This is a genomic window from Streptomyces sp. NPDC028910 (genome assembly GCF_055564955.1).
In genome coordinates this window covers 330,722-352,171 of the sequence record NZ_JBVHVF010000001.1, presented here as the reverse complement: position 1 = coordinate 352,171, position 21,450 = coordinate 330,722, and the positions used below count along the sequence as shown (strand labels likewise).

16 protein-coding genes are annotated in these 21,450 nt (G+C 67.3%); 14 read left to right on the top strand and 2 right to left on the bottom strand.

The genetic code is table 11. The features are described from left to right. The first annotated feature begins 210 nt into the window (after window positions 1–210). The 8 genes from rplJ (at window position 211) to tuf (ending at window position 14,239) form a co-directional block, all read left to right on the top strand. Window positions 211–741 carry a 50S ribosomal protein L10 gene (gene rplJ, locus ACZ4TV_RS01625; protein ID WP_468129506.1) on the top strand — a complete coding sequence of 177 codons (531 nt, stop codon included), beginning with the start codon at window positions 211–213 and terminating at the stop codon, window positions 739–741. Window positions 742–851: 110 nt separating this feature from the next. Further along, window positions 852–1,235, top strand: coding sequence for a 50S ribosomal protein L7/L12 (gene rplL / locus ACZ4TV_RS01620; RefSeq protein ID WP_468129504.1), 384 nt, complete (start codon window positions 852–854; stop codon window positions 1,233–1,235). 585 nt (window positions 1,236–1,820) lie between these two features. Then, window positions 1,821–5,303, top strand: a complete 3,483-nt coding sequence (gene rpoB / locus ACZ4TV_RS01615; protein ID WP_468129502.1) for a DNA-directed RNA polymerase subunit beta — start codon at window positions 1,821–1,823, stop codon at window positions 5,301–5,303. A gap of 97 nt (window positions 5,304–5,400) precedes the next feature. Next, entirely contained in the window at window positions 5,401–9,300 is a 3,900-nt protein-coding gene (locus ACZ4TV_RS01610; RefSeq protein WP_468129500.1) for a DNA-directed RNA polymerase subunit beta', read from the top strand. Between the two features lie 575 nt (window positions 9,301–9,875). Next, complete coding sequence (gene rpsL, locus ACZ4TV_RS01605; RefSeq protein ID WP_007265893.1) at window positions 9,876–10,247, top strand: 30S ribosomal protein S12; 372 nt, start codon at window positions 9,876–9,878, stop codon at window positions 10,245–10,247. Window positions 10,248–10,249: 2 nt separating this feature from the next. Beyond that, entirely contained in the window at window positions 10,250–10,720 is a 471-nt protein-coding gene (rpsG, locus tag ACZ4TV_RS01600; RefSeq protein WP_007265894.1) for a 30S ribosomal protein S7, read from the top strand. Between the two features lie 39 nt (window positions 10,721–10,759). Further along, on the top strand, window positions 10,760–12,892 hold the full coding sequence (fusA, locus tag ACZ4TV_RS01595) for an elongation factor G (RefSeq protein WP_362583059.1): 2,133 nt from the start codon (window positions 10,760–10,762) through the stop codon (window positions 12,890–12,892). A gap of 153 nt (window positions 12,893–13,045) precedes the next feature. Next, the gene (tuf, locus tag ACZ4TV_RS01590; RefSeq protein WP_468129498.1) at window positions 13,046–14,239 is read left to right on the top strand and encodes an elongation factor Tu; all 1,194 of its coding nucleotides are present in this window, start codon (window positions 13,046–13,048) and stop codon (window positions 14,237–14,239) included. Window positions 14,240–14,444: 205 nt separating this feature from the next. On the opposite strand, the gene rfbC is transcribed toward tuf, so the two are convergent. Further along, entirely contained in the window at window positions 14,445–15,044 is a 600-nt protein-coding gene (gene rfbC, locus ACZ4TV_RS01585) for a dTDP-4-dehydrorhamnose 3,5-epimerase (protein WP_468129496.1), read from the bottom strand. Then, window positions 15,041–15,916 (bottom strand): glucose-1-phosphate thymidylyltransferase RfbA, encoded by an 876-nt coding sequence (gene rfbA, locus ACZ4TV_RS01580; RefSeq protein ID WP_468129494.1) that lies wholly within the window; start codon window positions 15,914–15,916, stop codon window positions 15,041–15,043. Before rfbA ends, rfbC begins: the two co-directional genes overlap by 4 nt. An 81-nt stretch (window positions 15,917–15,997) precedes the next feature. On the opposite strand from rfbA, the gene rfbB reads away from it, so the two are divergent. The 6 genes from rfbB (at window position 15,998) to ACZ4TV_RS01550 (ending at window position 21,449) form a co-directional block, all read left to right on the top strand. After that, window positions 15,998–16,975, top strand: a complete 978-nt coding sequence (gene rfbB / locus ACZ4TV_RS01575) for a dTDP-glucose 4,6-dehydratase (protein ID WP_468129492.1) — start codon at window positions 15,998–16,000, stop codon at window positions 16,973–16,975. Then, window positions 16,972–17,883: a dTDP-4-dehydrorhamnose reductase gene (gene rfbD / locus ACZ4TV_RS01570; protein WP_468129490.1), complete on the top strand. Its 912-nt coding sequence runs from the start codon at window positions 16,972–16,974 to the stop codon at window positions 17,881–17,883. Before rfbB ends, rfbD begins: the two co-directional genes overlap by 4 nt. Window positions 17,884–18,025: 142 nt before the next feature. Then, the gene (locus ACZ4TV_RS01565; protein ID WP_468129488.1) at window positions 18,026–18,427 is read left to right on the top strand and encodes a DUF2304 family protein; all 402 of its coding nucleotides are present in this window, start codon (window positions 18,026–18,028) and stop codon (window positions 18,425–18,427) included. Continuing rightward, a complete protein-coding gene (locus ACZ4TV_RS01560) occupies window positions 18,424–19,230 on the top strand; it encodes a glycosyltransferase family 2 protein (RefSeq protein ID WP_468129486.1) in 807 nt (268 codons plus the stop codon). The genes ACZ4TV_RS01565 and ACZ4TV_RS01560 overlap by 4 nt, the downstream gene beginning before the upstream one ends. Before the next feature lie 10 nt (window positions 19,231–19,240). Next, window positions 19,241–20,125, top strand: coding sequence for a glycosyltransferase family 2 protein (locus tag ACZ4TV_RS01555; RefSeq protein ID WP_468129484.1), 885 nt, complete (start codon window positions 19,241–19,243; stop codon window positions 20,123–20,125). A 25-nt stretch (window positions 20,126–20,150) separates the two neighbouring features. Then, on the top strand, window positions 20,151–21,449 hold the full coding sequence (locus ACZ4TV_RS01550) for a lipopolysaccharide biosynthesis protein (RefSeq protein ID WP_468129482.1): 1,299 nt from the start codon (window positions 20,151–20,153) through the stop codon (window positions 21,447–21,449). The last annotated feature ends 1 nt before the right edge of the window (window position 21,450 follow it).

The following is a 21,450-nucleotide window of genomic DNA, read 5'->3' as shown; positions in this document are numbered from 1 at the left end:
CAGAAGCCAAAGACCGCTGGTCGTTGCCGTGCCCGCAAGGGTGCGGCGGCCGAAGGATCCGCTGAATGCGGACGTCCTGCGCAGGTGTTCGTGGAGAAGCTCCCGGAGTGATTCGGTCGAGCTTACGCCCCGTGCGCTTGCGCCGGGGCGTTTCGTTTTGTTCAGCCCCTTCTGAGCGGTCCTCATCACCCGGAAGGAGGCCGACGCTCTATGGCAAGGCCCGACAAGGCTGCCGCGGTAGCCGAGCTCACGGACCAGTTCCAGAGCTCGAACGCCGCCGTGCTGACCGAGTACCGGGGTCTCACCGTGGCGCAGCTCAAGACGCTGCGTCGTTCGCTCGGTGAGAACGCCCAGTACGCCGTGGTGAAGAACACGCTGACCAAGATTGCGGCCAACCAGGCCGGGATCACCGCGCTGGACGAGCACTTCGCTGGTCCGACCGCGGTCGCCTTCATCACCGGTGACCCGGTGGAGTCGGCGAAGAGCCTGCGTGACTTCGCCAAGGAGAACCCCAACCTCGTCATCAAGGCGGGTGTCCTTGATGGTAAGGCGCTCACCGCCGACGAGATCAAGAAGCTTGCGGACCTCGAGTCCCGCGAGGTTCTGCTCAGCAAGCTGGCCGGCGCGTTCAAGGGCAAGCAGTCTCAGGCTGCCTCGCTCTTCCAGGCGCTGCCGTCGAAGTTCGTCCGCACCGCGGAAGCGCTTCGCGTCAAGCTCGCCGAGCAGGGCGGTGCCGAGTAATTCGGCTCGCGCACTGATTCACGCCGCCTAGTGCGTGGGTCGTAGCGGGCCGTTACGCCCGCCTCTATATACATCCGGCACCTGCCGAATTAGTGGAAGGATCGCCCATCATGGCGAAGCTCTCTCAGGACGACCTCCTCGCCCAGTTCGAGGAGATGACCCTCATCGAGCTCTCCGAGTTCGTGAAGGCCTTCGAGGAGAAGTTCGACGTCACCGCCGCCGCGGCCGTCGCCGTTGCGGGTCCGGCCCAGGGTGGCCCCGCCGCCGAGGTCGAGGAGGAGAAGGACGAGTTCGACGTCATCCTCACCGGTGCCGGCGACAAGAAGATCCAGGTCATCAAGGTCGTGCGTGAGCTGACCTCCCTGGGCCTCAAGGAGGCCAAGGACCTCGTGGACGGCGCCCCGAAGCCGGTCCTCGAGAAGGTTGCCAAGGACGCCGCCGAGAAGGCCGCCGAGGCCCTCAAGGGCGCCGGTGCGGCCGTCGAGGTCAAGTAACACCTCTGGGGCCTCCTGAGGCCCCAACCAAGGGCGATCACCCGTAAGGGTGGTCGCCCTTTGGCGTACTCGGAGTGCCTGACTTGCCCTGGTCTCGTTGGGGAGTAGGGTGATCTTCGTTGCCTCGAAGCAGGGTCCGTGGATGATCCGCTCGGAGCAGGGGGCCTTGACGAACGGGACGCGGCGCGCAATTCTCAGACCCGTCGAGAGGTCGACCACCTCGATCCGAGATCTGAGGCATGGATCGGCTACGAAGAGGGCAGTACTGATACGCGCTCTGTGTACGAGAGCCGCAGCGTTGGACGCGGTGTTGGTTGGACACGGTGTTGGTTGAACGAGCTGGGGAAGGCCTGTTGCCGGTTTCCGGAAACCTGGTCTGGACATCAGTGAGCCGAGTGGCTACACTGACCCTTTGCGCTGCCTGTTAGCTGTCCCCTGCCCGTCGCCAGGGACATGCCCACGCTTGAGCACACTTGATTGATCCACCCTGACCTGGTCTTTCGGCTGGATTTGGGGGGCTTGTCTTCTGTGTCTGCTGGGACCGGTACGCGCGTAGTGAGTCCGAGCCCTCGGAAGGACCCCCTCTTGGCCGCCTCGCGCAACGCCTCGACCAATACGAACAACGGTGCCAGCACCGCCCCGCTGCGCATCTCCTTTGCAAAGATCAAGGAGCCCCTCGAGGTTCCGAACCTCCTGGCGCTGCAGACCGAGAGCTTTGACTGGCTGCTCGGCAACGCTGCCTGGAAGGCTCGCGTCGAGTCGGCTCTTGAGAGTGGACAGGACGTCCCCACCAAGTCCGGTCTGGAAGAGATCTTCGAGGAGATCTCGCCGATCGAGGACTTCTCCGGGTCGATGTCGCTGACCTTCCGCGACCACCGTTTCGAGCCGGCGAAGAACTCTGTCGACGAGTGCAAGGAGCGCGACTTCACGTACGCGGCTCCGCTGTTCGTCACGGCCGAGTTCACGAACAACGAGACCGGAGAGATCAAGTCTCAGACGGTCTTCATGGGCGATTTCCCGCTCATGACCAACAAGGGCACCTTCGTCATCAACGGCACCGAGCGTGTCGTGGTGTCGCAGCTCGTCCGTTCCCCCGGTGTCTACTTCGACTCCTCCATCGACAAGACGTCCGACAAGGACATCTTCTCCGCCAAGATCATCCCGTCCCGGGGTGCCTGGCTGGAGATGGAGATCGACAAGCGCGACATGGTCGGTGTCCGCATCGACCGCAAGCGCAAGCAGTCCGTCACCGTCCTCCTGAAGGCCCTCGGCTGGACCACCGAGCAGATCCTCGAGGAGTTCGGCGAGTACGAGTCCATGCGCGCCACCCTGGAGAAGGACCACACCCAGGGTCAGGACGACGCGCTGCTCGACATCTACCGCAAGCTGCGCCCGGGCGAGCCGCCGACCCGTGAGGCCGCTCAGACGCTGCTCGAGAACCTCTACTTCAACCCGAAGCGCTACGACCTCGCCAAGGTCGGCCGCTACAAGGTGAACAAGAAGCTCGGCGCCGACGAGCCGCTCGACGCCGGTGTGCTCACCACCGACGACGTCATCGCGACGATCAAGTACCTGGTCAAGCTGCACGCCGGCGAGACCGAGACGACCGGCGAGTCCGGCCGTTCGATCGTGGTCGAGACCGATGACATCGACCACTTCGGCAACCGTCGTCTGCGCAACGTCGGCGAGCTCATCCAGAACCAGGTCCGCACGGGTCTGGCTCGTATGGAGCGCGTCGTCCGCGAGCGCATGACGACCCAGGACGTCGAGGCCATCACGCCGCAGACCCTGATCAACATCCGGCCGGTCGTCGCCTCCATCAAGGAGTTCTTCGGCACCAGCCAGCTGTCGCAGTTCATGGACCAGAACAACCCGCTGTCGGGTCTGACCCACAAGCGCCGCCTGTCGGCGCTGGGCCCCGGCGGTCTGTCCCGTGAGCGGGCCGGCTTCGAGGTCCGTGACGTTCACCCGTCGCACTACGGCCGCATGTGCCCGATCGAGACCCCTGAAGGCCCGAACATCGGTCTGATCGGCTCGCTCGCCTCCTACGGCCGCGTCAACGCGTTCGGGTTCGTCGAGACCCCGTACCGCAAGGTCATCGACGGTGTCGTCACCGACGAGGTCGACTACCTGACGGCCGACGAGGAAGACCGCTTCGTCATCGCCCAGGCGAACGCCGCCCTGTCCGAGGACATGCGTTTCACCGAGAACCGCGTGCTGGTTCGTCGTCGTGGCGGCGAGATCGACTACATCGCCGGCGACGACGTCGACTACATGGACGTCTCCCCGCGCCAGATGGTGTCCGTCGCGACCGCGATGATCCCCTTCCTGGAGCACGACGACGCCAACCGTGCCCTCATGGGCGCGAACATGATGCGCCAGGCCGTTCCGCTCATCAAGGCGGAGGCCCCGCTCGTCGGCACCGGCATGGAGTACCGCTGTGCGGTCGACGCCGGCGACTCGATCCGTGCGGAGAAGGACGGTGTGGTCCAGGAGGTCTCGGCCGACTACATCACCGTCGCCAACGACGACGGTACGTACACCACGTACCGCGTCGCCAAGTTCTCCCGCTCGAACCAGGGCACCTCGGTCAACCAGAAGGTCATCGTCAACGAGGGCGACCGGATCGTCGAGGCCCAGGTCCTCGCCGATGGTCCGGCGACCGAAGAGGGCGAGATGGCCCTCGGCAAGAACCTGCTCGTCGCGTTCATGCCGTGGGAAGGTCACAACTACGAGGACGCGATCATCCTGTCGCAGCGCCTCGTACAGGACGACGTCCTCTCCTCGATCCACATCGAGGAGCACGAGGTCGATGCCCGTGACACCAAGCTCGGCCCCGAGGAGATCACCCGGGACATCCCGAACGTCTCCGAGGAGGTCCTCGCGGACCTCGACGAGCGCGGCATCATCCGCATCGGTGCGGACGTGGTCGCGGGCGACATCCTGGTCGGCAAGGTCACGCCCAAGGGTGAGACCGAGCTGACGCCGGAGGAGCGCCTGCTCCGCGCGATCTTCGGTGAGAAGGCCCGCGAGGTGCGTGACACCTCGCTCAAGGTCCCTCACGGTGAGATCGGCAAGGTCATCGGTGTCCGCGTCTTCGACCGCGAGGAGGGCGACGAGCTTCCTCCGGGCGTGAACCAGCTGGTCCGCGTCTACGTCGCCCAGAAGCGCAAGATCACCGACGGTGACAAGCTCGCCGGCCGCCACGGCAACAAGGGTGTCATCTCCAAGATCCTTCCGATCGAGGACATGCCCTTCCTCGAGGACGGCACGCCGGTCGACATCATCCTGAACCCGCTGGGTGTCCCGTCCCGAATGAACCCGGGACAGGTCCTGGAGATCCACCTCGGCTGGCTCGCCAGCCGCGGCTGGGACGTCTCCGGGCTCGGCGAGGAGTGGGCCGAGCGTCTGAAGGTCATCGGCGCCGACAAGGTCGAGCCCGGTACCAACGTCGCCACCCCGGTGTTCGACGGTGCCCGCGAGGACGAGCTCGCCGGCCTCTTCGAGCACACCATCCCGAACCGCGACGGTGACCGCCTGGTCCTCCCGTCCGGTAAGGCGCGTCTGTTCGACGGCCGCTCCGGCGAGCCGTTCCCGGACCCGATCTCGATCGGGTACATGTACATCCTCAAGCTCCACCACCTGGTCGACGACAAGCTCCACGCTCGGTCGACCGGTCCGTACTCGATGATCACGCAGCAGCCGCTGGGTGGTAAGGCGCAGTTCGGTGGCCAGCGCTTCGGTGAGATGGAGGTGTGGGCGCTCGAGGCTTATGGCGCCGCTTACGCCCTCCAGGAGCTGCTGACGATCAAGTCCGACGACGTGACCGGCCGCGTGAAGGTCTACGAGGCCATCGTCAAGGGCGAGAACATCCCCGAGCCGGGCATTCCCGAGTCCTTCAAGGTGCTCATCAAGGAAATGCAGTCGCTGTGCCTCAACGTGGAGGTGCTGTCCTCGGACGGCATGTCCATCGAGATGCGCGACACCGACGAGGACGTCTTCCGCGCGGCGGAGGAGCTCGGTATCGACCTGTCCCGGCGCGAGCCGAGCAGCGTCGAAGAGGTCTGACGGGCCTGACGGGGGGCTCGCTCAAGAGCCCCCCGTCATCCCCGGGACCGTTCAGACCATGATTGAGACTCGACCCCGAAAGAGGGATTGACGCACAGTGCTCGACGTCAACTTCTTCGACGAGCTGCGGATCGGCCTTGCCACCGCGGACGACATCCGAACCTGGTCGCACGGCGAGGTCAAGAAGCCGGAGACCATCAACTACCGCACCCTCAAGCCCGAGAAGGACGGACTCTTCTGCGAGAAGATCTTCGGTCCGACCCGGGACTGGGAGTGCTACTGCGGCAAGTACAAGCGTGTCCGCTTCAAGGGCATCATCTGTGAGCGTTGTGGCGTCGAAGTCACGCGCGCCAAGGTGCGCCGTGAGCGGATGGGCCACATCGAGCTTGCCGCTCCCGTCACCCACATCTGGTACTTCAAGGGCGTCCCGTCGCGCCTGGGCTACCTGCTGGACCTCGCGCCGAAGGACCTCGAGAAGGTCATCTACTTCGCCGCGTACATGATCACGTTCGTGGACGACGAGCGCCGCACCCGCGACCTGCCGTCGCTGGAGGCCCACGTCTCCGTCGAGCGCCAGCAGATCGAGAACCGCCGCGACGCGGACCTCGAAGGCCGTGCCAAGAAGCTCGAGACGGACCTCGGCGAGCTCGAGGCCGAGGGCGCGAAGGCCGACGTACGCCGCAAGGTGCGCGAGGGTGCCGAGCGCGAGATGAAGCAGCTGCGTGACCGCGCCCAGCGCGAGATCGACCGCCTCGACGAGGTGTGGGCCCGCTTCAAGAACCTCAAGGTCCAGGACCTCGAGGGCGACGAGCTGCTCTACCGCGAGCTGCGTGACCGCTTCGGCACGTACTTCGACGGCTGCATGGGCGCCGCCGCGCTGCAGAAGCGCCTGGAGTCCTTCGACCTCGAGGAGGAGGCCGAGCGCCTCCGCGAGATCATCCGTACCGGCAAGGGCCAGAAGAAGACCCGTGCGCTCAAGCGCCTCAAGGTCGTCTCCGCGTTCCTGCAGACCAGCAACAAGCCCAAGGGCATGGTTCTGGACTGCGTGCCGGTGATCCCGCCGGACCTGCGTCCGATGGTGCAGCTGGACGGTGGCCGCTTCGCGACCTCCGACCTGAACGACCTGTACCGCCGCGTGATCAACCGCAACAACCGTCTGAAGCGTCTCCTCGACCTCGGTGCCCCCGAGATCATCGTGAACAACGAGAAGCGCATGCTTCAGGAGGCCGTGGACGCCCTCTTCGACAACGGTCGTCGTGGTCGTCCGGTGACCGGTCCCGGTAACCGTCCCCTGAAGTCCCTCAGCGACATGCTGAAGGGCAAGCAGGGTCGATTCCGTCAGAACCTTCTCGGTAAGCGCGTGGACTACTCCGCGCGTTCCGTGATCGTCGTCGGTCCGCAGCTGAAGCTGCACCAGTGCGGTCTGCCCAAGGCCATGGCGCTGGAGCTCTTCAAGCCGTTCGTGATGAAGCGCCTGGTCGACCTGAACCACGCGCAGAACATCAAGTCGGCGAAGCGCATGGTCGAGCGCGGCCGTACGGTCGTCTACGACGTGCTCGAAGAGGTCATCGCCGAGCACCCGGTGCTGCTGAACCGTGCGCCCACGCTGCACCGCCTCGGCATCCAGGCCTTCGAGCCCCAGCTGGTCGAGGGCAAGGCCATCCAGATCCACCCGCTCGTCTGCACCGCCTTCAACGCGGACTTCGACGGTGACCAGATGGCCGTGCACCTGCCGCTCTCCGCGGAGGCGCAGGCCGAGGCCCGCATCCTGATGCTGTCCTCGAACAACATCCTCAAGCCGGCCGACGGCCGTCCGGTCACGATGCCGACCCAGGACATGGTCCTCGGTCTGTTCTTCCTGACCACCGACGGTGAGCTCCGTGACACCAAGGGCGAGGGCCGCGCGTTCGGCTCCACGGCCGAGGCGACCATGGCGTTCGACAACGGCGAGCTCGCGCTCCAGTCGTCCGTCGACATCCGCTTCCCGGTGGGCACCATCCCGCCGCGTGGCTGGGTGCCGCCGGTCGCCGAGGAGGGTGAGCAGGAGTTCCAGCCGGGCGACAGCTTCCGTCTGCGCACCACCCTGGGCCGCGCGCTCTTCAACGAGCTGCTGCCCGAGGACTACCCGTTCGTCGACTACTCGGTGGGCAAGAAGCAGCTCTCCGAGATCGTCAACGACCTGGCGGAGCGCTACCCCAAGGTCATCGTGGCGGCGACGCTCGACAACCTGAAGGCGGCCGGCTTCCACTGGGCGACCCGTTCGGGCGTCACCGTGGCCATCTCCGACGTCGTCGTGCCCGAGGCCAAGAAGGCCATCGTCGCGGGCTACGAGGCGATGGACGAGAAGGTCCAGAAGCAGTACGAGCGCGGTCTGATCACCAAGGACGAGCGCACGCAGGAGCTCATCGCGATCTGGACCAAGGCGACCAACGAGGTTGCCGAGGCGATGAACGCGAACTTCCCCAAGACGAACCCCATCTTCATGATGGTTGACTCGGGTGCCCGAGGAAACATGATGCAGATGCGACAGATCGCCGGTATGCGCGGTCTGGTGTCGAACGCGAAGAACGAGACCATCCCGCGTCCGATCAAGGCGTCCTTCCGTGAGGGCCTCACCGTTCTGGAGTACTTCATCTCCACGCACGGTGCCCGTAAGGGTCTGGCGGACACCGCCCTGCGTACCGCCGACTCGGGTTACCTGACCCGTCGTCTGGTGGACGTCTCGCAGGACGTGATCATCCGCGAGGAGGACTGTGGCACCGAGCGCGGTCTGAAGCTGAAGATCGCCGTTCGCGGCGAGGACGGCGCGCTGCGCAAGGCCGACGACGTCGAGACCTCGATCTACGCCCGCATGCTGGCCGAGGACGTCGTCATCGACGGCAAGGTCATCGCGCCGGCCAACGTCGACCTCGGTGACGTGCTCATCGACGCCCTGGTCGCCAACGGCGTCGAGGAGGTCAAGACCCGTTCGGTCCTGACCTGTGAGTCCGCGGTCGGCACCTGTGCCTTCTGCTACGGACGCTCGCTCGCCACCGGCAAGCTGGTCGACATCGGTGAGGCGGTCGGCATCATCGCCGCCCAGTCCATCGGTGAGCCCGGTACCCAGCTGACGATGCGTACCTTCCACACCGGTGGTGTGGCCGGTGACGACATCACGCAGGGTCTGCCGCGTGTCGTCGAGCTCTTCGAGGCCCGTACCCCGAAGGGTGTCGCCCCGATCTCCGAGGCCGCCGGCCGCGTGCGGATCGAGGAGACCGAGAAGACGAAGAAGATCGTCATCACGCCCGACGACGGCAGCGACGAGACGGCGTTCCCGATCTCGAAGCGCGCCAAGGTCATCGTGCACGAGGGCGACCACGTCGAGGTGGGCCAGAAGCTCACCATGGGTGCCACCAACCCGCACGACGTGCTGCGCATCCTCGGCCAGCGTGCCGTCCAGGTCCACCTGGTCGGCGAGGTCCAGAAGGTCTACAACTCGCAGGGCGTGTCGATCCACGACAAGCACATCGAGATCATCATCCGGCAGATGCTGCGCCGCGTGACGATCATCGAGTCCGGCGACGCGGAGCTCCTGCCGGGCGAGCTGGTCGAGCGGTCGAAGTTCGAGACCGAGAACCGTCGTGTGGTCACCGAGGGCGGTCACCCCGCCTCCGGCCGTCCGCAGCTGATGGGTATCACCAAGGCCTCGCTCGCGACCGAGTCGTGGCTGTCGGCGGCGTCCTTCCAGGAGACGACCAGGGTTCTGACGGACGCGGCGATCAACGCCAAGTCCGACTCCCTGATCGGCCTCAAGGAGAACGTCATCATCGGTAAGCTCATCCCGGCCGGTACGGGCCTCGCCCGCTACCGCAACATCCGGGTGGAGCCCACCGAGGAGGCCAAGGCCGCGATGTACTCGGCCGTCGGTTACGACGACATCGACTACTCGCCCTTCGGCACCGGCTCCGGCCAGGCTGTCCCGCTGGAGGACTACGACTACGGCCCGTACAACGGCTAAGAGCTCGTAAGAAGAAACCCCCCGTCGCTCCGAGAGGAGCGGCGGGGGGTTTCCCCGTTCCCGCAGGGACCTCTCGCGGGTTGTCGGCGCCGAAGAAGGTCCGGCCGTCGTCGGTGAAGCCGTAGCCAAGGGGCCCCAGCGCCCGGTAGGCGGCCTCGGGGAGGTAGCTGCTGGAAGTACTGCGGCCCCTCCGCCCGGAGGGACCAGGGCGCCCTTGTACGAGGTCTGCGGCGCGCCCCGAGTCCGTCCGGTACGCGGGCCGGCCGCCCACCCCGCGGACGGCTCCAGGAACTGGCTGACGCGACCGGCGCCGTCCCACTTGCGCACGGCGTGTTTCCGTGCTGGGCATTTGTTTTGACCTACCTCTGTGAGGTAGGTACGCTCTGACCTTGTGCCTGGGGTGTGCCCTGGCTCCCGCGTGTGCATCAGACGCCGCGGAGAGCCGAGAAGATCACACCGCAATCTGCTTCGGCCTCACCTCGGTGAGAGCGTGCAGTATTCGACACACCCGACCGCGTGGGTCGGGGGAGTTCCAGGTTAGTTTCACTACACGGCACACAGAAACCGGAGAAGTAGTGCCTACGATCCAGCAGCTGGTCCGTAAGGGCCGGCAGGACAAGGTCGAGAAGACAAAGACCCCCGCGCTCGAGGCTTCGCCCCAGCGTCGCGGCGTCTGCACGCGTGTGTTCACGACCACCCCGAAGAAGCCGAACTCGGCGCTGCGTAAGGTCGCGCGTGTGCGTCTGACCTCTGGCATCGAGGTCACCGCTTACATTCCGGGTGAGGGACACAACCTGCAGGAGCACTCGATCGTGCTCGTGCGTGGTGGCCGTGTGAAGGACCTGCCGGGTGTTCGCTACAAGATCATCCGCGGTGCGCTTGACACCCAGGCTGTCAAGAACCGCAAGCAGGCCCGCAGCCGCTACGGCGCCAAGAAGGAGAAGTAAGAATGCCTCGTAAGGGCCCCGCCCCGAAGCGCCCGGTCATCATCGACCCGGTCTACGCATCTCCTCTGGTGACCTCGCTCATCAACAAGATCCTCCTGAACGGCAAGCGCTCCACCGCCGAGCGCATCGTTTACGGCGCCATGGAAGGCCTCCGCGAGAAGACCGGCAACGACCCGGTCATCACGCTGAAGCGCGCGCTGGAGAACGTCAAGCCGTCCCTCGAGGTCAAGTCCCGCCGTGTCGGTGGCGCGACCTACCAGGTCCCCGTCGAGGTCAAGCCGGGTCGCCAGTCGACCCTGGCCCTCCGCTGGCTCGTGGGTTACTCCCGCGCCCGTCGTGAGAAGACCATGACCGAGCGCCTCATGAACGAGCTGCTCGACGCCTCCAACGGTCTTGGCGCTGCTGTCAAGAAGCGCGAGGACACGCACAAGATGGCCGAGTCCAACAAGGCCTTCGCGCACTACCGCTGGTAGTCCCAACCCACATCGAGACCGAGAGAAGACTGAGCCGATATGGCTACCACTTCGCTTGACCTGGCCAAGGTGCGCAACATCGGCATCATGGCTCACATCGACGCGGGCAAGACGACCACCACCGAGCGCATCCTGTTCTACACCGGTGTGTCTTACAAGATCGGTGAAGTCCACGACGGCGCTGCCACGATGGACTGGATGGAGCAGGAGCAGGAGCGCGGCATCACGATCACGTCCGCCGCGACGACCTGCCACTGGCCGCTCGAGGACGTCGACCACACCATCAACATCATCGACACCCCGGGTCACGTGGACTTCACCGTCGAGGTGGAGCGTTCGCTCCGCGTCCTCGACGGCGCTGTCACCGTGTTCGACGGTGTCGCCGGTGTGGAGCCGCAGTCCGAGACCGTTTGGCGTCAGGCGGACCGCTACGGCGTGCCGCGCATCTGCTTCGTCAACAAGCTCGACCGTACCGGTGCCGAGTTCCACCGCTGTGTCGACATGATCAAGGACCGCCTCGGTGCGGTTCCGATCGTCATGCAGCTCCCGATCGGTGCCGAGGCCGACTTCCAGGGCGTCGTCGACCTGGTCACCATGAAGGCGTTCGTCTGGTCCGCCGAGGCGACCAAGGGCGAGATGTACGACATCGTCGACATCCCCGACACGCACACCGAGGCCGCTGAAGAGTGGCGCGGGAAGCTCGTCGAGACCGTCGCCGAGAACGACGACGAGATCATGGAGCTCTTCCTCAACGGCGACGAGCCGTCCGTGGAGCAGCTGCACGCCGCCGTCCGTCGCATCATCCTCGGCTCCGGCAAGGGCAAGGGCGAGCCCACGATCACCGCGGTGTTCTGTGGCACGGCGTTCAAGAACAAGGGCGTCCAGCCCCTGCTCGACGCCGTCGTCCGCTACCTGCCGTCGCCGCTGGACATCGAGGCCATCGAGGGCCACGACGTCCGCGACGCCGAGACGGTCGTGAAGCGCAAGCCGTCCGACGAGGAGCCCCTCGCCGCGCTCGCGTTCAAGATCATGAGCGACCCGCACCTGGGCAAGCTCACCTTCGTCCGGGTTTACTCGGGCCGCCTGGAGGCCGGCACTGCGGTGCTGAACTCCGTCAAGGGCAAGAAGGAGCGCATCGGCAAGATCTACCGCATGCACGCCAACAAGCGTGAAGAGATCGACGCGGTGGGCGCCGGTGACATCGTCGCCGTCATGGGCCTGAAGCAGACCACCACCGGTGAGACGCTGTGTGACGACAAGGCACCCGTGATCCTGGAGTCCATGGACTTCCCGGCTCCGGTCATCCAGGTCGCCATCGAGCCCAAGTCCAAGGGTGACCAGGAGAAGCTGGGTGTCGCCATCCAGCGTCTCGCGGAGGAGGACCCCTCCTTCCACGTTCACTCGGACGAGGAGACCGGCCAGACCATCCTCGGCGGTATGGGCGAGCTGCACCTCGAGGTGCTGGTCGACCGTATGAAGCGCGAGTTCAAGGTCGAGGCCAACGTCGGCAAGCCGCAGGTCGCGTACCGCGAGACGATCCGCAAGGCCGTCGAGCGTCACGACTACACCCACAAGAAGCAGACCGGTGGTACCGGTCAGTTCGCCAAGGTGCAGATCGCGATCGAGCCCATCACCGAGACCGACGGTCCGGCGTACGAGTTCGTGAACAAGGTCACCGGTGGCCGCGTGCCGAAGGAGTACATCCCTTCGGTGGACGCCGGTGCGCAGGAGGCCATGCAGTTCGGCATCCTGGCCGGCTACGAGATGACGGGCGTTCGCGTCACGCTTCTCGACGGTGGCTACCACGAGGTCGACTCCTCCGAGCTCGCGTTCAAGATCGCCGGTTCGCAGGCCTTCAAGGAGGCCGCGCGCAAGGCTTCTCCCGTGCTCCTCGAGCCGATGATGGCCGTAGAGGTCACCACGCCCGAGGACTACATGGGTGACGTCATCGGCGACATCAACTCCCGCCGTGGCCAGATCCAGGCCATGGAGGAGCGTCACGGCGCTCGCGTCGTGAAGGGCCTCGTGCCCCTTTCGGAGATGTTCGGCTACGTCGGAGACCTCCGCAGCAAGACCTCGGGTCGCGCCAGCTACTCGATGCAGTTCGACTCCTACGCCGAGGTTCCCCGGAACGTCGCTGAGGAGATCATCGCGAAGGCCAAGGGCGAGTAACTCTTCCGAGTACACGCTTTAGGCTTGTCACCGGCAGCCTCTGGGGCAACAGGAGCAACACTCCCGTTGCCCCGGGGACCGGCCGGCTTTCCAGCAAAGATCACCTGGCGCCGATCTGTAAGGCGTACAGAACCACTCTCCAGGAGGACCCCCGTGGCGAAGGCGAAGTTCGAGCGGACTAAGCCGCACGTCAACATCGGCACCATCGGTCACATTGACCACGGTAAGACGACCCTCACGGCCGCCATTACCAAGGTGCTGCACGACGCGTACCCGGACCTGAACGAGGCCTCGGCCTTCGACCAGATCGACAAGGCTCCTGAGGAGCGCCAGCGCGGTATCACCATCTCCATCGCGCACGTCGAGTACCAGACCGAGGCGCGTCACTACGCCCACGTCGACTGCCCGGGTCACGCGGACTACATCAAGAACATGATCACCGGTGCCGCGCAGATGGACGGCGCGATCCTCGTGGTCGCCGCCACCGACGGCCCGATGCCGCAGACCAAGGAGCACGTGCTCCTGGCCCGCCAGGTCGGCGTCCCCTACATCGTCGTCGCCCTGAACAAGGCCGACATGGTGGACGACGAGGAGATCCTGGAGCTCGTCGAGCTCGAGGTCCGTGAGCTGCTCTCCGAGTACGAGTTCCCGGGCGACGACCTGCCGGTCGTCCGCGTCTCCGCGCTGAAGGCCCTCGAGGGCGACAAGGAGTGGGGCGAGAAGCTTCTCGGCCTCATGGCTGCCGTCGACGAGGCCATCCCGACCCCGCCGCGTGACACCGAGAAGCCGTTCCTCATGCCCGTCGAGGACGTCTTCACGATCACCGGTCGCGGTACGGTCGTCACCGGCCGTATCGAGCGTGGTGTCCTGAAGGTCAACGAGACCGTCGACATCATCGGTATCCGTCCGGAGAAGACCACCACCACGGTCACCGGCATCGAGATGTTCCGCAAGCTCCTCGACGAGGGCCAGGCGGGCGAGAACGTCGGTCTGCTCCTCCGTGGCATCAAGCGCGAGGACGTCGAGCGCGGCCAGGTCATCATCAAGCCGGGCTCGGTCACGCCGCACACCAACTTCGAGGCCCAGGCCTACATCCTGTCGAAGGACGAGGGTGGCCGTCACACCCCCTTCTTCAACAACTACCGCCCGCAGTTCTACTTCCGTACCACGGACGTGACCGGCGTCGTGACCCTCCCGCAGGGTACCGAGATGGTCATGCCGGGCGACAACACCGAGATGTCGGTCGAGCTGATCCAGCCGGTCGCCATGGAGGAGGGCCTGAAGTTCGCCATCCGTGAGGGTGGTCGTACCGTGGGCGCCGGCCAGGTCACCAAGATCACGAAGTAATTTCGTGCTCTGACCTGGTAGCTCGTTCATCGGGCACCAAGTTGCACTGAAGGGCCCCGGCCCACCGCCTCGGCGGTGGGGCGGGGCCCTTCGGCGTGCCGGGCGCCGCCTCGTACGGGGCCGGGCGCTCGGGGCGGCCGGGTACGAGAAGAGGGCCGCACCCCCTGGGCGGGGTGCGGCCCTCTTCTCGTACGGCGGAGACGGATCAGTTCACGCGGAGCGACTCGGTGAACTCCTTGCAGGCCGCGTAGTCGGGCAGCAGCCCGGTCGCGAGGGCGTCGGCCAGCGACGGGGCGGCCTCGTCGCGGGCGGACAGCTGCGGGACGTCGGCCGGCCACTCGATGCCCAGGTCGGCGTCGAGCGGGTGCACCGAGTGCTCGCCGGTCGGGTTGTACGTCTCCGAGCAGAGGTACGACAGCGTGGCGTCGTCGCTCAGCGCGCAGAAGCCGTGGCCGAGGCCCTCGGGGATGTAGACCGCGCGGCGGTCCACGTCGTCGAGGCGCACGCCTTCCCACGTCCCGAAGGTGGGGGAGCCGACCCGGAGGTCCACGATGACGTCGAGCACGGCGCCGCGCACGCAGGTCACGTACTTGGCCTGGCCGCGCGGCACGTCGGCGAAGTGGATGCCGCGGACCACGCCCGCGGCGGAGACCGAGAGGTTGGCCTGCGCCAGGTTCAGCGGGTGACCGACGACCTCGGCCAGCCGGTCGAAGCGGTACCACTCGGTGAACAGGCCGCGGGGGTCGCCGTGCAGCTGCGGGGTGACCTCGAAGGCCCCCTCTATGGAGAGCTCGCGGAACTTCATCGCGCTTCCTCCTCGTCCAGCAGCGTCAGCAGGTAGTCGCCGTAGCCGCTCTTCGTCAGCGGCTCGGCGAGCGCGCGCAGTTGCGCGGAGTCGATCAGGCCGGCCCGCCAGGCCGCTTCCTCGATGCAGCCGATCTTGAAGCCCTGGCGCTCCTCGATCACGCGGACGAACTCGGAGGCCTGGACCATCGAGACGAAGGTGCCGGTGTCCAGCCAGGCGGTACCGCGGTCGAGGATGGTGACGTTCAGCTCGCCGGCCTGGAGGTACGCGTCGTTGACCGCGGTGATCTCCAGCTCGCCGCGGGCACTGGGCTTCAGGCCGCGGGCGATCTCGACGACCTGGTTGTCGTAGAAGTAGAGGCCCGGCACCGCGTAGCGGGACTTGGGCTTGACCGGCTTCTCCTCGATGGAGATGGCCTGGCCGTTCTCGTCGAACTCGACCACGCCGTACGCCGTCGGGTCGGCCACCGGGTACGCGAACACCCGGCCGCCCTTGGCGCCGGTGTGCTGGGCGAGGCGGGTGCCGAGGCCACTGCCGTGGAAGATGTTGTCGCCGAGGATCAGCGCGACGGACTCGTCACCGATGAAGTCGGCGCCGAGGACGAACGCCTGGGCGATGCCCTCCGGGCGCTCCTGGACGGCGTACTCCAGCCGCAGGCCGAACTGCGAACCGTCACCGAGCAGTCGCTCGAACTGGTCGCGGTCTTCCGGGGTGGTGATGATCAGGATTTCGCTGATACCCGCCATCACCAGGGTGGAAAGGGGGTAATAGATCATCGGCTTGTCGAAGACGGGCAGCAGCTGCTTCGAGACTGCCCGGGTCAACGGCCAGAGTCGCGATCCGGTGCCACCGGCCAAAAGGATTCCACGCATGGGTGAACCCTATGCGAGAGCGTGCGGGGGAGCCGAGCCAAGGGAATGTGACGTTCAGCAGGCCGCTAGACTCTTCGTATTATGCGCATCCTCGTGACCGGCGGCGCCGGCTTCATCGGTTCAGAATTCGTCCGCCAGCAGCTCGCCGCAGATGCCACGGCCCGGATCACGGTCTTCGACAAGCTGACCTACTCCGGCGTCGAGGCGAATCTGGCGCCGGTCGCGGACCACCCCGGCTACACCTTCGTCAAGGGCGACATCTGCGACGCCGAGGCCGTCGACCAGGTCATGGCCGGCCACGACGTCGTCGTGCACTTCGCCGCCGAGTCCCACGTGGACCGTTCGATCGCCGGCGCGGGCCCGTTCGTGATGACCAACGTCGTGGGCACCCAGGTCCTGCTGGACTCCGCCCGCAAGCACGGCGTCGGCCGCTTCGTCCACATCTCCACCGACGAGGTCTACGGCTCGATCAGCGAGGGCTCCTGGACGGAGGAGTGGCCGCTGGTGCCGAACTCCCCCTATTCCGCGTCCAAGGCGTCGTCCGACCTGCTGGCGCTGGCCTACCACCGCACCCACGGCATGGACGTGGTGGTCACCCGCTGCTCCAACAACTACGGGCACTACCAGTTCCCGGAGAAGGTCATCCCGCTGTTCGTCTCGAACCTGATGGACGGCAAGAAGGTCCCGCTGTACGGCAACGGCGGCAACGTCCGCGACTGGCTGCACGTCTCCGACCACTGCCGCGGCATCGACCTGGCGATGCGCAAGGGCCGCGCCGGCGAGGTCTACAACATCGGCGGCGGCACCGAGCTCACCAACAAGGAGCTCACCGGCGTCCTGCTGGAGGCCGCCGGCCTCGGCTGGGAGATGGTCGAGCAGGTCGAGGACCGCAAGGGCCACGACCTCCGCTACTCCATCGACATCAGCAAGATCGGCGCCGAGCTGGGCTACGCCCCGCAGGTCACCTTCGAGGACGGCATCAAGGCCACCATCGACTGGTACCGCGAGAACCGCGCCTGGTGGGAGCCCCTCAAGGTGAAGGCAGCGCTGCAGAAGTGACCGTCGACACCACGGCCGCGCGCTGGCTCGTCACCGGCGCCGCCGGGATGCTCGGCCAGGACGTCCTGGCCGTCCTGGAGGACGCCGGTATCGAGGCCGTCGGCCTGCGCCGCGCCGACCTCGACATCACCGACCCGGCCGCGGTCCGCGCCGCGGTCGAGGGCATCGCCGTGGTCGTCAACTGCGCCGCCTGGACCGACGTGGACGGTGCCGAGACCGCCGAGGAAGCCGCCACCGCCGTCAACGGCACCGGCGTACGCGTCCTCGCCGCGGCCTGCGCCGCCGCCGGTGCGCGCCTGCTGCACGTCTCCACCGACTACGTGCTGCCCGGCGACGCCTCGCAGCCGTACCCCGAGGACGCCGAGACCGGCCCGGTCAACGCCTACGGCCGGACCAAGCTGGTCGGCGAGCAGGCCGTAGCCGAGCTGCTGCCGCAGGACGGCTACGTCGTGCGGACCGCCTGGCTGTACGGCGAGCACGGGCCGAACTTCGTCGCCACCATGCTGAAGCTGGCCGCCCAGCGGGACACCCTCGACGTGGTCGACGACCAGCACGGCCAGCCCACTTGGTCCTACGCGCTGGCCCGCCGCCTGGTCGAGCTCGGCCTGGCCGCGCTGGTGGGCCGGGCCCCGGGTGGTGTCTACCACGGCACCGCGAGCGGCCGGACCACCTGGTTCGGGCTGGCCCGCGAGGCCTACCGGCTGGGCGGACTCGACCCGGAGCGGATCCGTCCGACCACCTCCGAGGCGTTCGTACGTCCCGCCGTCCGCCCGGCGTTCAGTGTCCTTGGTCACGACCGCTGGTCGGCGGCCGGGATGGAGCCGCTGGCCGAGTGGCGGGTCCAGCTCGCCGAGGCGCTCGCCCGGCCGGCCTTCGCCGACCTGCTGGGACTTCCCTCGAAGGGCTGAGCAAGCGAGGCTGGTGGCCTTCGCAAGAACGTCATCCGGTGGGGTCGGGGAGGCATTCTCCCCGATCCTGTCGGCGTCAACAGGTGCCATATGCTTGTCCCACAAAGACGTTGGCCCCTTCGCGCGAAAGGCGCCGTCCGCTGTGCAACTCTCCGTTCTGACCTCCATCACCGGTGTGCTGGTGCTGGGGTACATCCTTGAGCTGCTGCGCCGCCAGCAATTGCGGGAGAAGTACGCAGCGATATGGCTCGCCATCGGGTTGCTGGTCGCGCCGGTCGGGTTCGTCCCCGACCTGCTGGACCCGGCGGCCAGAGCCCTCGGCGTGGCGTCCGGCGCGAGCCTGGTGCTGTTCGTCGGCTTCGTGCTGGTCCTGCTGGTCAGCCTGCACCTCAGCTGGGAGACCAGCCGGCTGGAGGCCGAGACCCGCACCCTCGCGGAGGACGTCGCGCTGATCCGCGCGCACCTCGTCCAGCAGGGCGGTTACCCCAGCACGTCGCCGCGCACGGAGGACTCCGGCGCCATCGAGGCACAGGTGAACTCGTGAACGACGGTCGTCGCGTTCTGATCATTCTTCCCGCCTGGAACGAGGAAGAGGGCCTGCCCTCCGTCCTGCGCGAGATCCAGGAGCAACTGCCCTACGTCGACACCCTGGTGGTCGACGACGGCTCGGCGGACAACACCGCCGAGGTGGCCCGGGCGGCCGGTTCGGCCGTCGCCCAGCTGCCGTTCAACCTCGGCGTGGGCGGCGCCATGCGGCTCGGCTACCGCTACGCGCAGCAGCACGGCTACGACGTGGCGATCCAGGTGGACGCCGACGGCCAGCACGACCCGGCGTACGTACCGGCGCTGCTGGAGCGGCTCGCCACCGGCGACGCGGACCTCGTGATAGGCGCCCGGTTCGCCGGTGACGGCGACTACCAGGTGGGCGGCCCGCGCAAGTGGGCGATGAAGCTGCTGTCCGTGGTGCTCTCGCGCATCACCCGGACCAAGCTCACCGACACCACCTCCGGCTTCCGCGCCTGCAACCGGCCCCTCATAGAGTTCTTCGCGCGCTGGTACCCCGTGGAGTACCTCGGTGACACCATCGAGTCCATGGTGGGCGCGGCCCGCTCCGGCTTCACCGTGCGCCAGATCCCCGTGGCCATGCGGGAACGCACCACCGGCCGCCCGAGCGCGTCGCCGTTCAGGGCGATGGTCTACCTCACCCGGGCCGGCCTGGTGCTGCTGCTCGCCATGATCCGCCGGATGCCCAAGGAGCTGAAGGCGTTCGTGCCCGGCTCCCCCGCGTACGTCGCCTTCCAGCAGCGCACCGCCAAGCTGCTCGGCCACGAGCTGACCAAGGCCTAGACGGAGAACGATGTCGCGTTTCGAGATCCTGTTGCCCTACTACGGCGACGTCGCGCTGATGCAGGACGCGGTCCGCAGCGTCCTGGCCCAGGACGGCGAAGACTGGCGGCTCACCGTCGTCGACGACGGCCGCGAGCCGGGGGTCCCCGAGTGGTTCGAGGAACTGGCCGACCCCCGGGTCCGCTACTTCCGCAACGAGCACAACCTCGGGGTGACCGGCAACTTCAACCGCTGCGTCGAGCTCGCCGAGTACGAGTACCTGGTCCTCATGGGCTGCGACGACCTCATGCACCCGAACTACCTCCAGGTGGTGCGGGCAGCGGCCGGCCGCGAGCCGGCCGCCGCGATGATCCAGCCGGGCGTCAGGGTGATCGGCACCGACGGCCAGGAGTACGACACCCTGGTCGACCGGACCAAGCGCAAGCTGTACGCCCCCAAGGGCCCGGGCCGGGCCCTGCTCGGCGGCGAGGAGCTGGCCGCCAGCCTGCTGCGCGGCAACTGGCTGTACTTCCCGTCGATCTGCTGGCGCACCGAGGCGGTCAAGCGCTTCGGCTTCCGCGCCGACCTGGGCGTGATCCAGGACCTCGCCCTGGTCGTCGACCTGCTGGTGGCGGGGGAGACCCTGGCCACCACGCCCGAGGTCTGCTTCAGCTACCGCCGGCACGCCGGGAGCGAGTCCTCGGCCAAGGCCTACACCGGCCACCGCTTCGAGGAGGCCAAGCGCTTCTTCGTGGAGACCGCCGACCGCCTGGCCCGGCACGGCTGGCCGCGTGCCGCCAAGGTCTCCCGACTGCACCTCTCCTCGCGGCTGCACGCCCTCACCCTGCTGCCCGGCGCCGTCAAGCACGCCGGCCGGCCCGGTGTCAGCGCCATGCTGCGCCACGCCACACGGTGACCGTGCGGCTGTCGAAAGCTCCTCGATGAACCCGATCACGAAACTGCTGAAGGCGCTGCCCCCCGGGACCACCATGGTCGCGGGGGGCACCGCCGTGCTCGGCGCCGCCTCCTACATCCACCTCGCGGTGGCCGGACACAGCCTTTCCAAGGCCGACATGGCCGGCGTCTCGGTGCTGTGGACCCTGGTGATGTCCCTCGGGATCGGCCTGTTCTTCCCGGTCGAGCAGGAGCTCACCCGGATCGTCGCCGCCCGCGCGGTGCGCGGTGAGGGCGCCGCCCCCGTGCTCCGCAAGGCGGGACTGCTGACCGTAGGCATCCTCGCCGTGGTGCTCGGGGCGCTCGCCGCCTTCGCCCGGCCGCTCGCCGACCGGCTCTTCCACGGAGACCTCCAACTGGTCGCCGTGCTCGGTGGCGCCTTCGTCGGGATGGCCCTGTGCTACGTCACCCGGGGCATCCTGGCCGGAGCCGGCCGGTTCACCGCGTACGGCTCCCAGCTCGCGCTCGACGGCGGCCTGCGGATCGCGCTGGCCTTCGTCTGCGCCGCCGCCGGCCTGCACTCGGCGCTCGCCTTCAGCCTGATCCTCGTCGTGGCGCCGCTCGTCGCCCTGCTGCTCACGCTCCTCCCGACGCTGGCCGCCGCGCGCCCCGGCAGCGCGATCCGCACGGGGCAGCTGGTCCGCGGTATCGGGCCGCTGATCGCCTCCACCCTGCTGGCCCAGGTGGTGGTGAACGCGGCGGTGATGAGCACCCAGCTGCTCGAACCGACCCGCACCGAGCTGATCGCGGGCCTGCTCAGCGCCCTGGTACTGGCCCGGGTGCCGCTGTTCGTCTTCGGCTCGCTGCAGGCCTCGCTGCTCTCCGGCCTGTCCACCGCGGTGGCCACCGGCGACCGCCGGGGCTTCGCCCGGATGCTCCGCAAGACCTGCCTGGTGGTGCTCGGCCTCGGAGCCCTCGGCGGCGTCCCCGCCGTGCTGATCGGCCCCTGGCTCATCGAGGTCCTGTTCGGTGCCGCGACCGGTGAGCTCGGCCGCGTCGACTTCCTGTGGTTCGCCGTCGGGACGACCTGCTACATGCTGGCGATGGTGCTCGGCCAGGCCCAGATGGTGCTGCACAAGCACCGGGCACAGCTGGTCTGCTGGGTGTTCGGCACCGCGGTCCTGCTCGCCATCACGCTGCTCCCCGGCGACATCGCCCTGCGGGTGGGCCTCGCCTACGCGATCGGCTCGCTGGCCACCGCCGCCGCGATGCTGCTGACCCTGCGGGGCGCCGCGCCGCGCCGCACCACCGCCCCCGTACTCAACGGGCATCTCACGGAAGTGTGAC

What these genes read in the sequence shown, in the direction of transcription:
- rfbB (WP_468129492.1), top strand. Translation starts at nt 15,998, where the DNA reads ATGCGCATCCTCGTGACCGGCGGCGCCGGCTTCATCGGTTCAGAATTC.
- ACZ4TV_RS01550 (WP_468129482.1), top strand. Translation starts at nt 20,151, where the DNA reads ATGAACCCGATCACGAAACTGCTGAAGGCGCTGCCCCCCGGGACCACC.
- rplL (WP_468129504.1), top strand. Translation starts at nt 852, where the DNA reads ATGGCGAAGCTCTCTCAGGACGACCTCCTCGCCCAGTTCGAGGAGATG.
- rpsG (WP_007265894.1), top strand. Translation starts at nt 10,250, where the DNA reads ATGCCTCGTAAGGGCCCCGCCCCGAAGCGCCCGGTCATCATCGACCCG.
- fusA (WP_362583059.1), top strand. Translation starts at nt 10,760, where the DNA reads ATGGCTACCACTTCGCTTGACCTGGCCAAGGTGCGCAACATCGGCATC.
- rplJ (WP_468129506.1), top strand. Translation starts at nt 211, where the DNA reads ATGGCAAGGCCCGACAAGGCTGCCGCGGTAGCCGAGCTCACGGACCAG.
- ACZ4TV_RS01555 (WP_468129484.1), top strand. Translation starts at nt 19,241, where the DNA reads ATGTCGCGTTTCGAGATCCTGTTGCCCTACTACGGCGACGTCGCGCTG.
- rfbC (WP_468129496.1), bottom strand. Translation starts at nt 15,044, where the DNA reads ATGAAGTTCCGCGAGCTCTCCATAGAGGGGGCCTTCGAGGTCACCCCG.
- rfbA (WP_468129494.1), bottom strand. Translation starts at nt 15,916, where the DNA reads ATGCGTGGAATCCTTTTGGCCGGTGGCACCGGATCGCGACTCTGGCCG.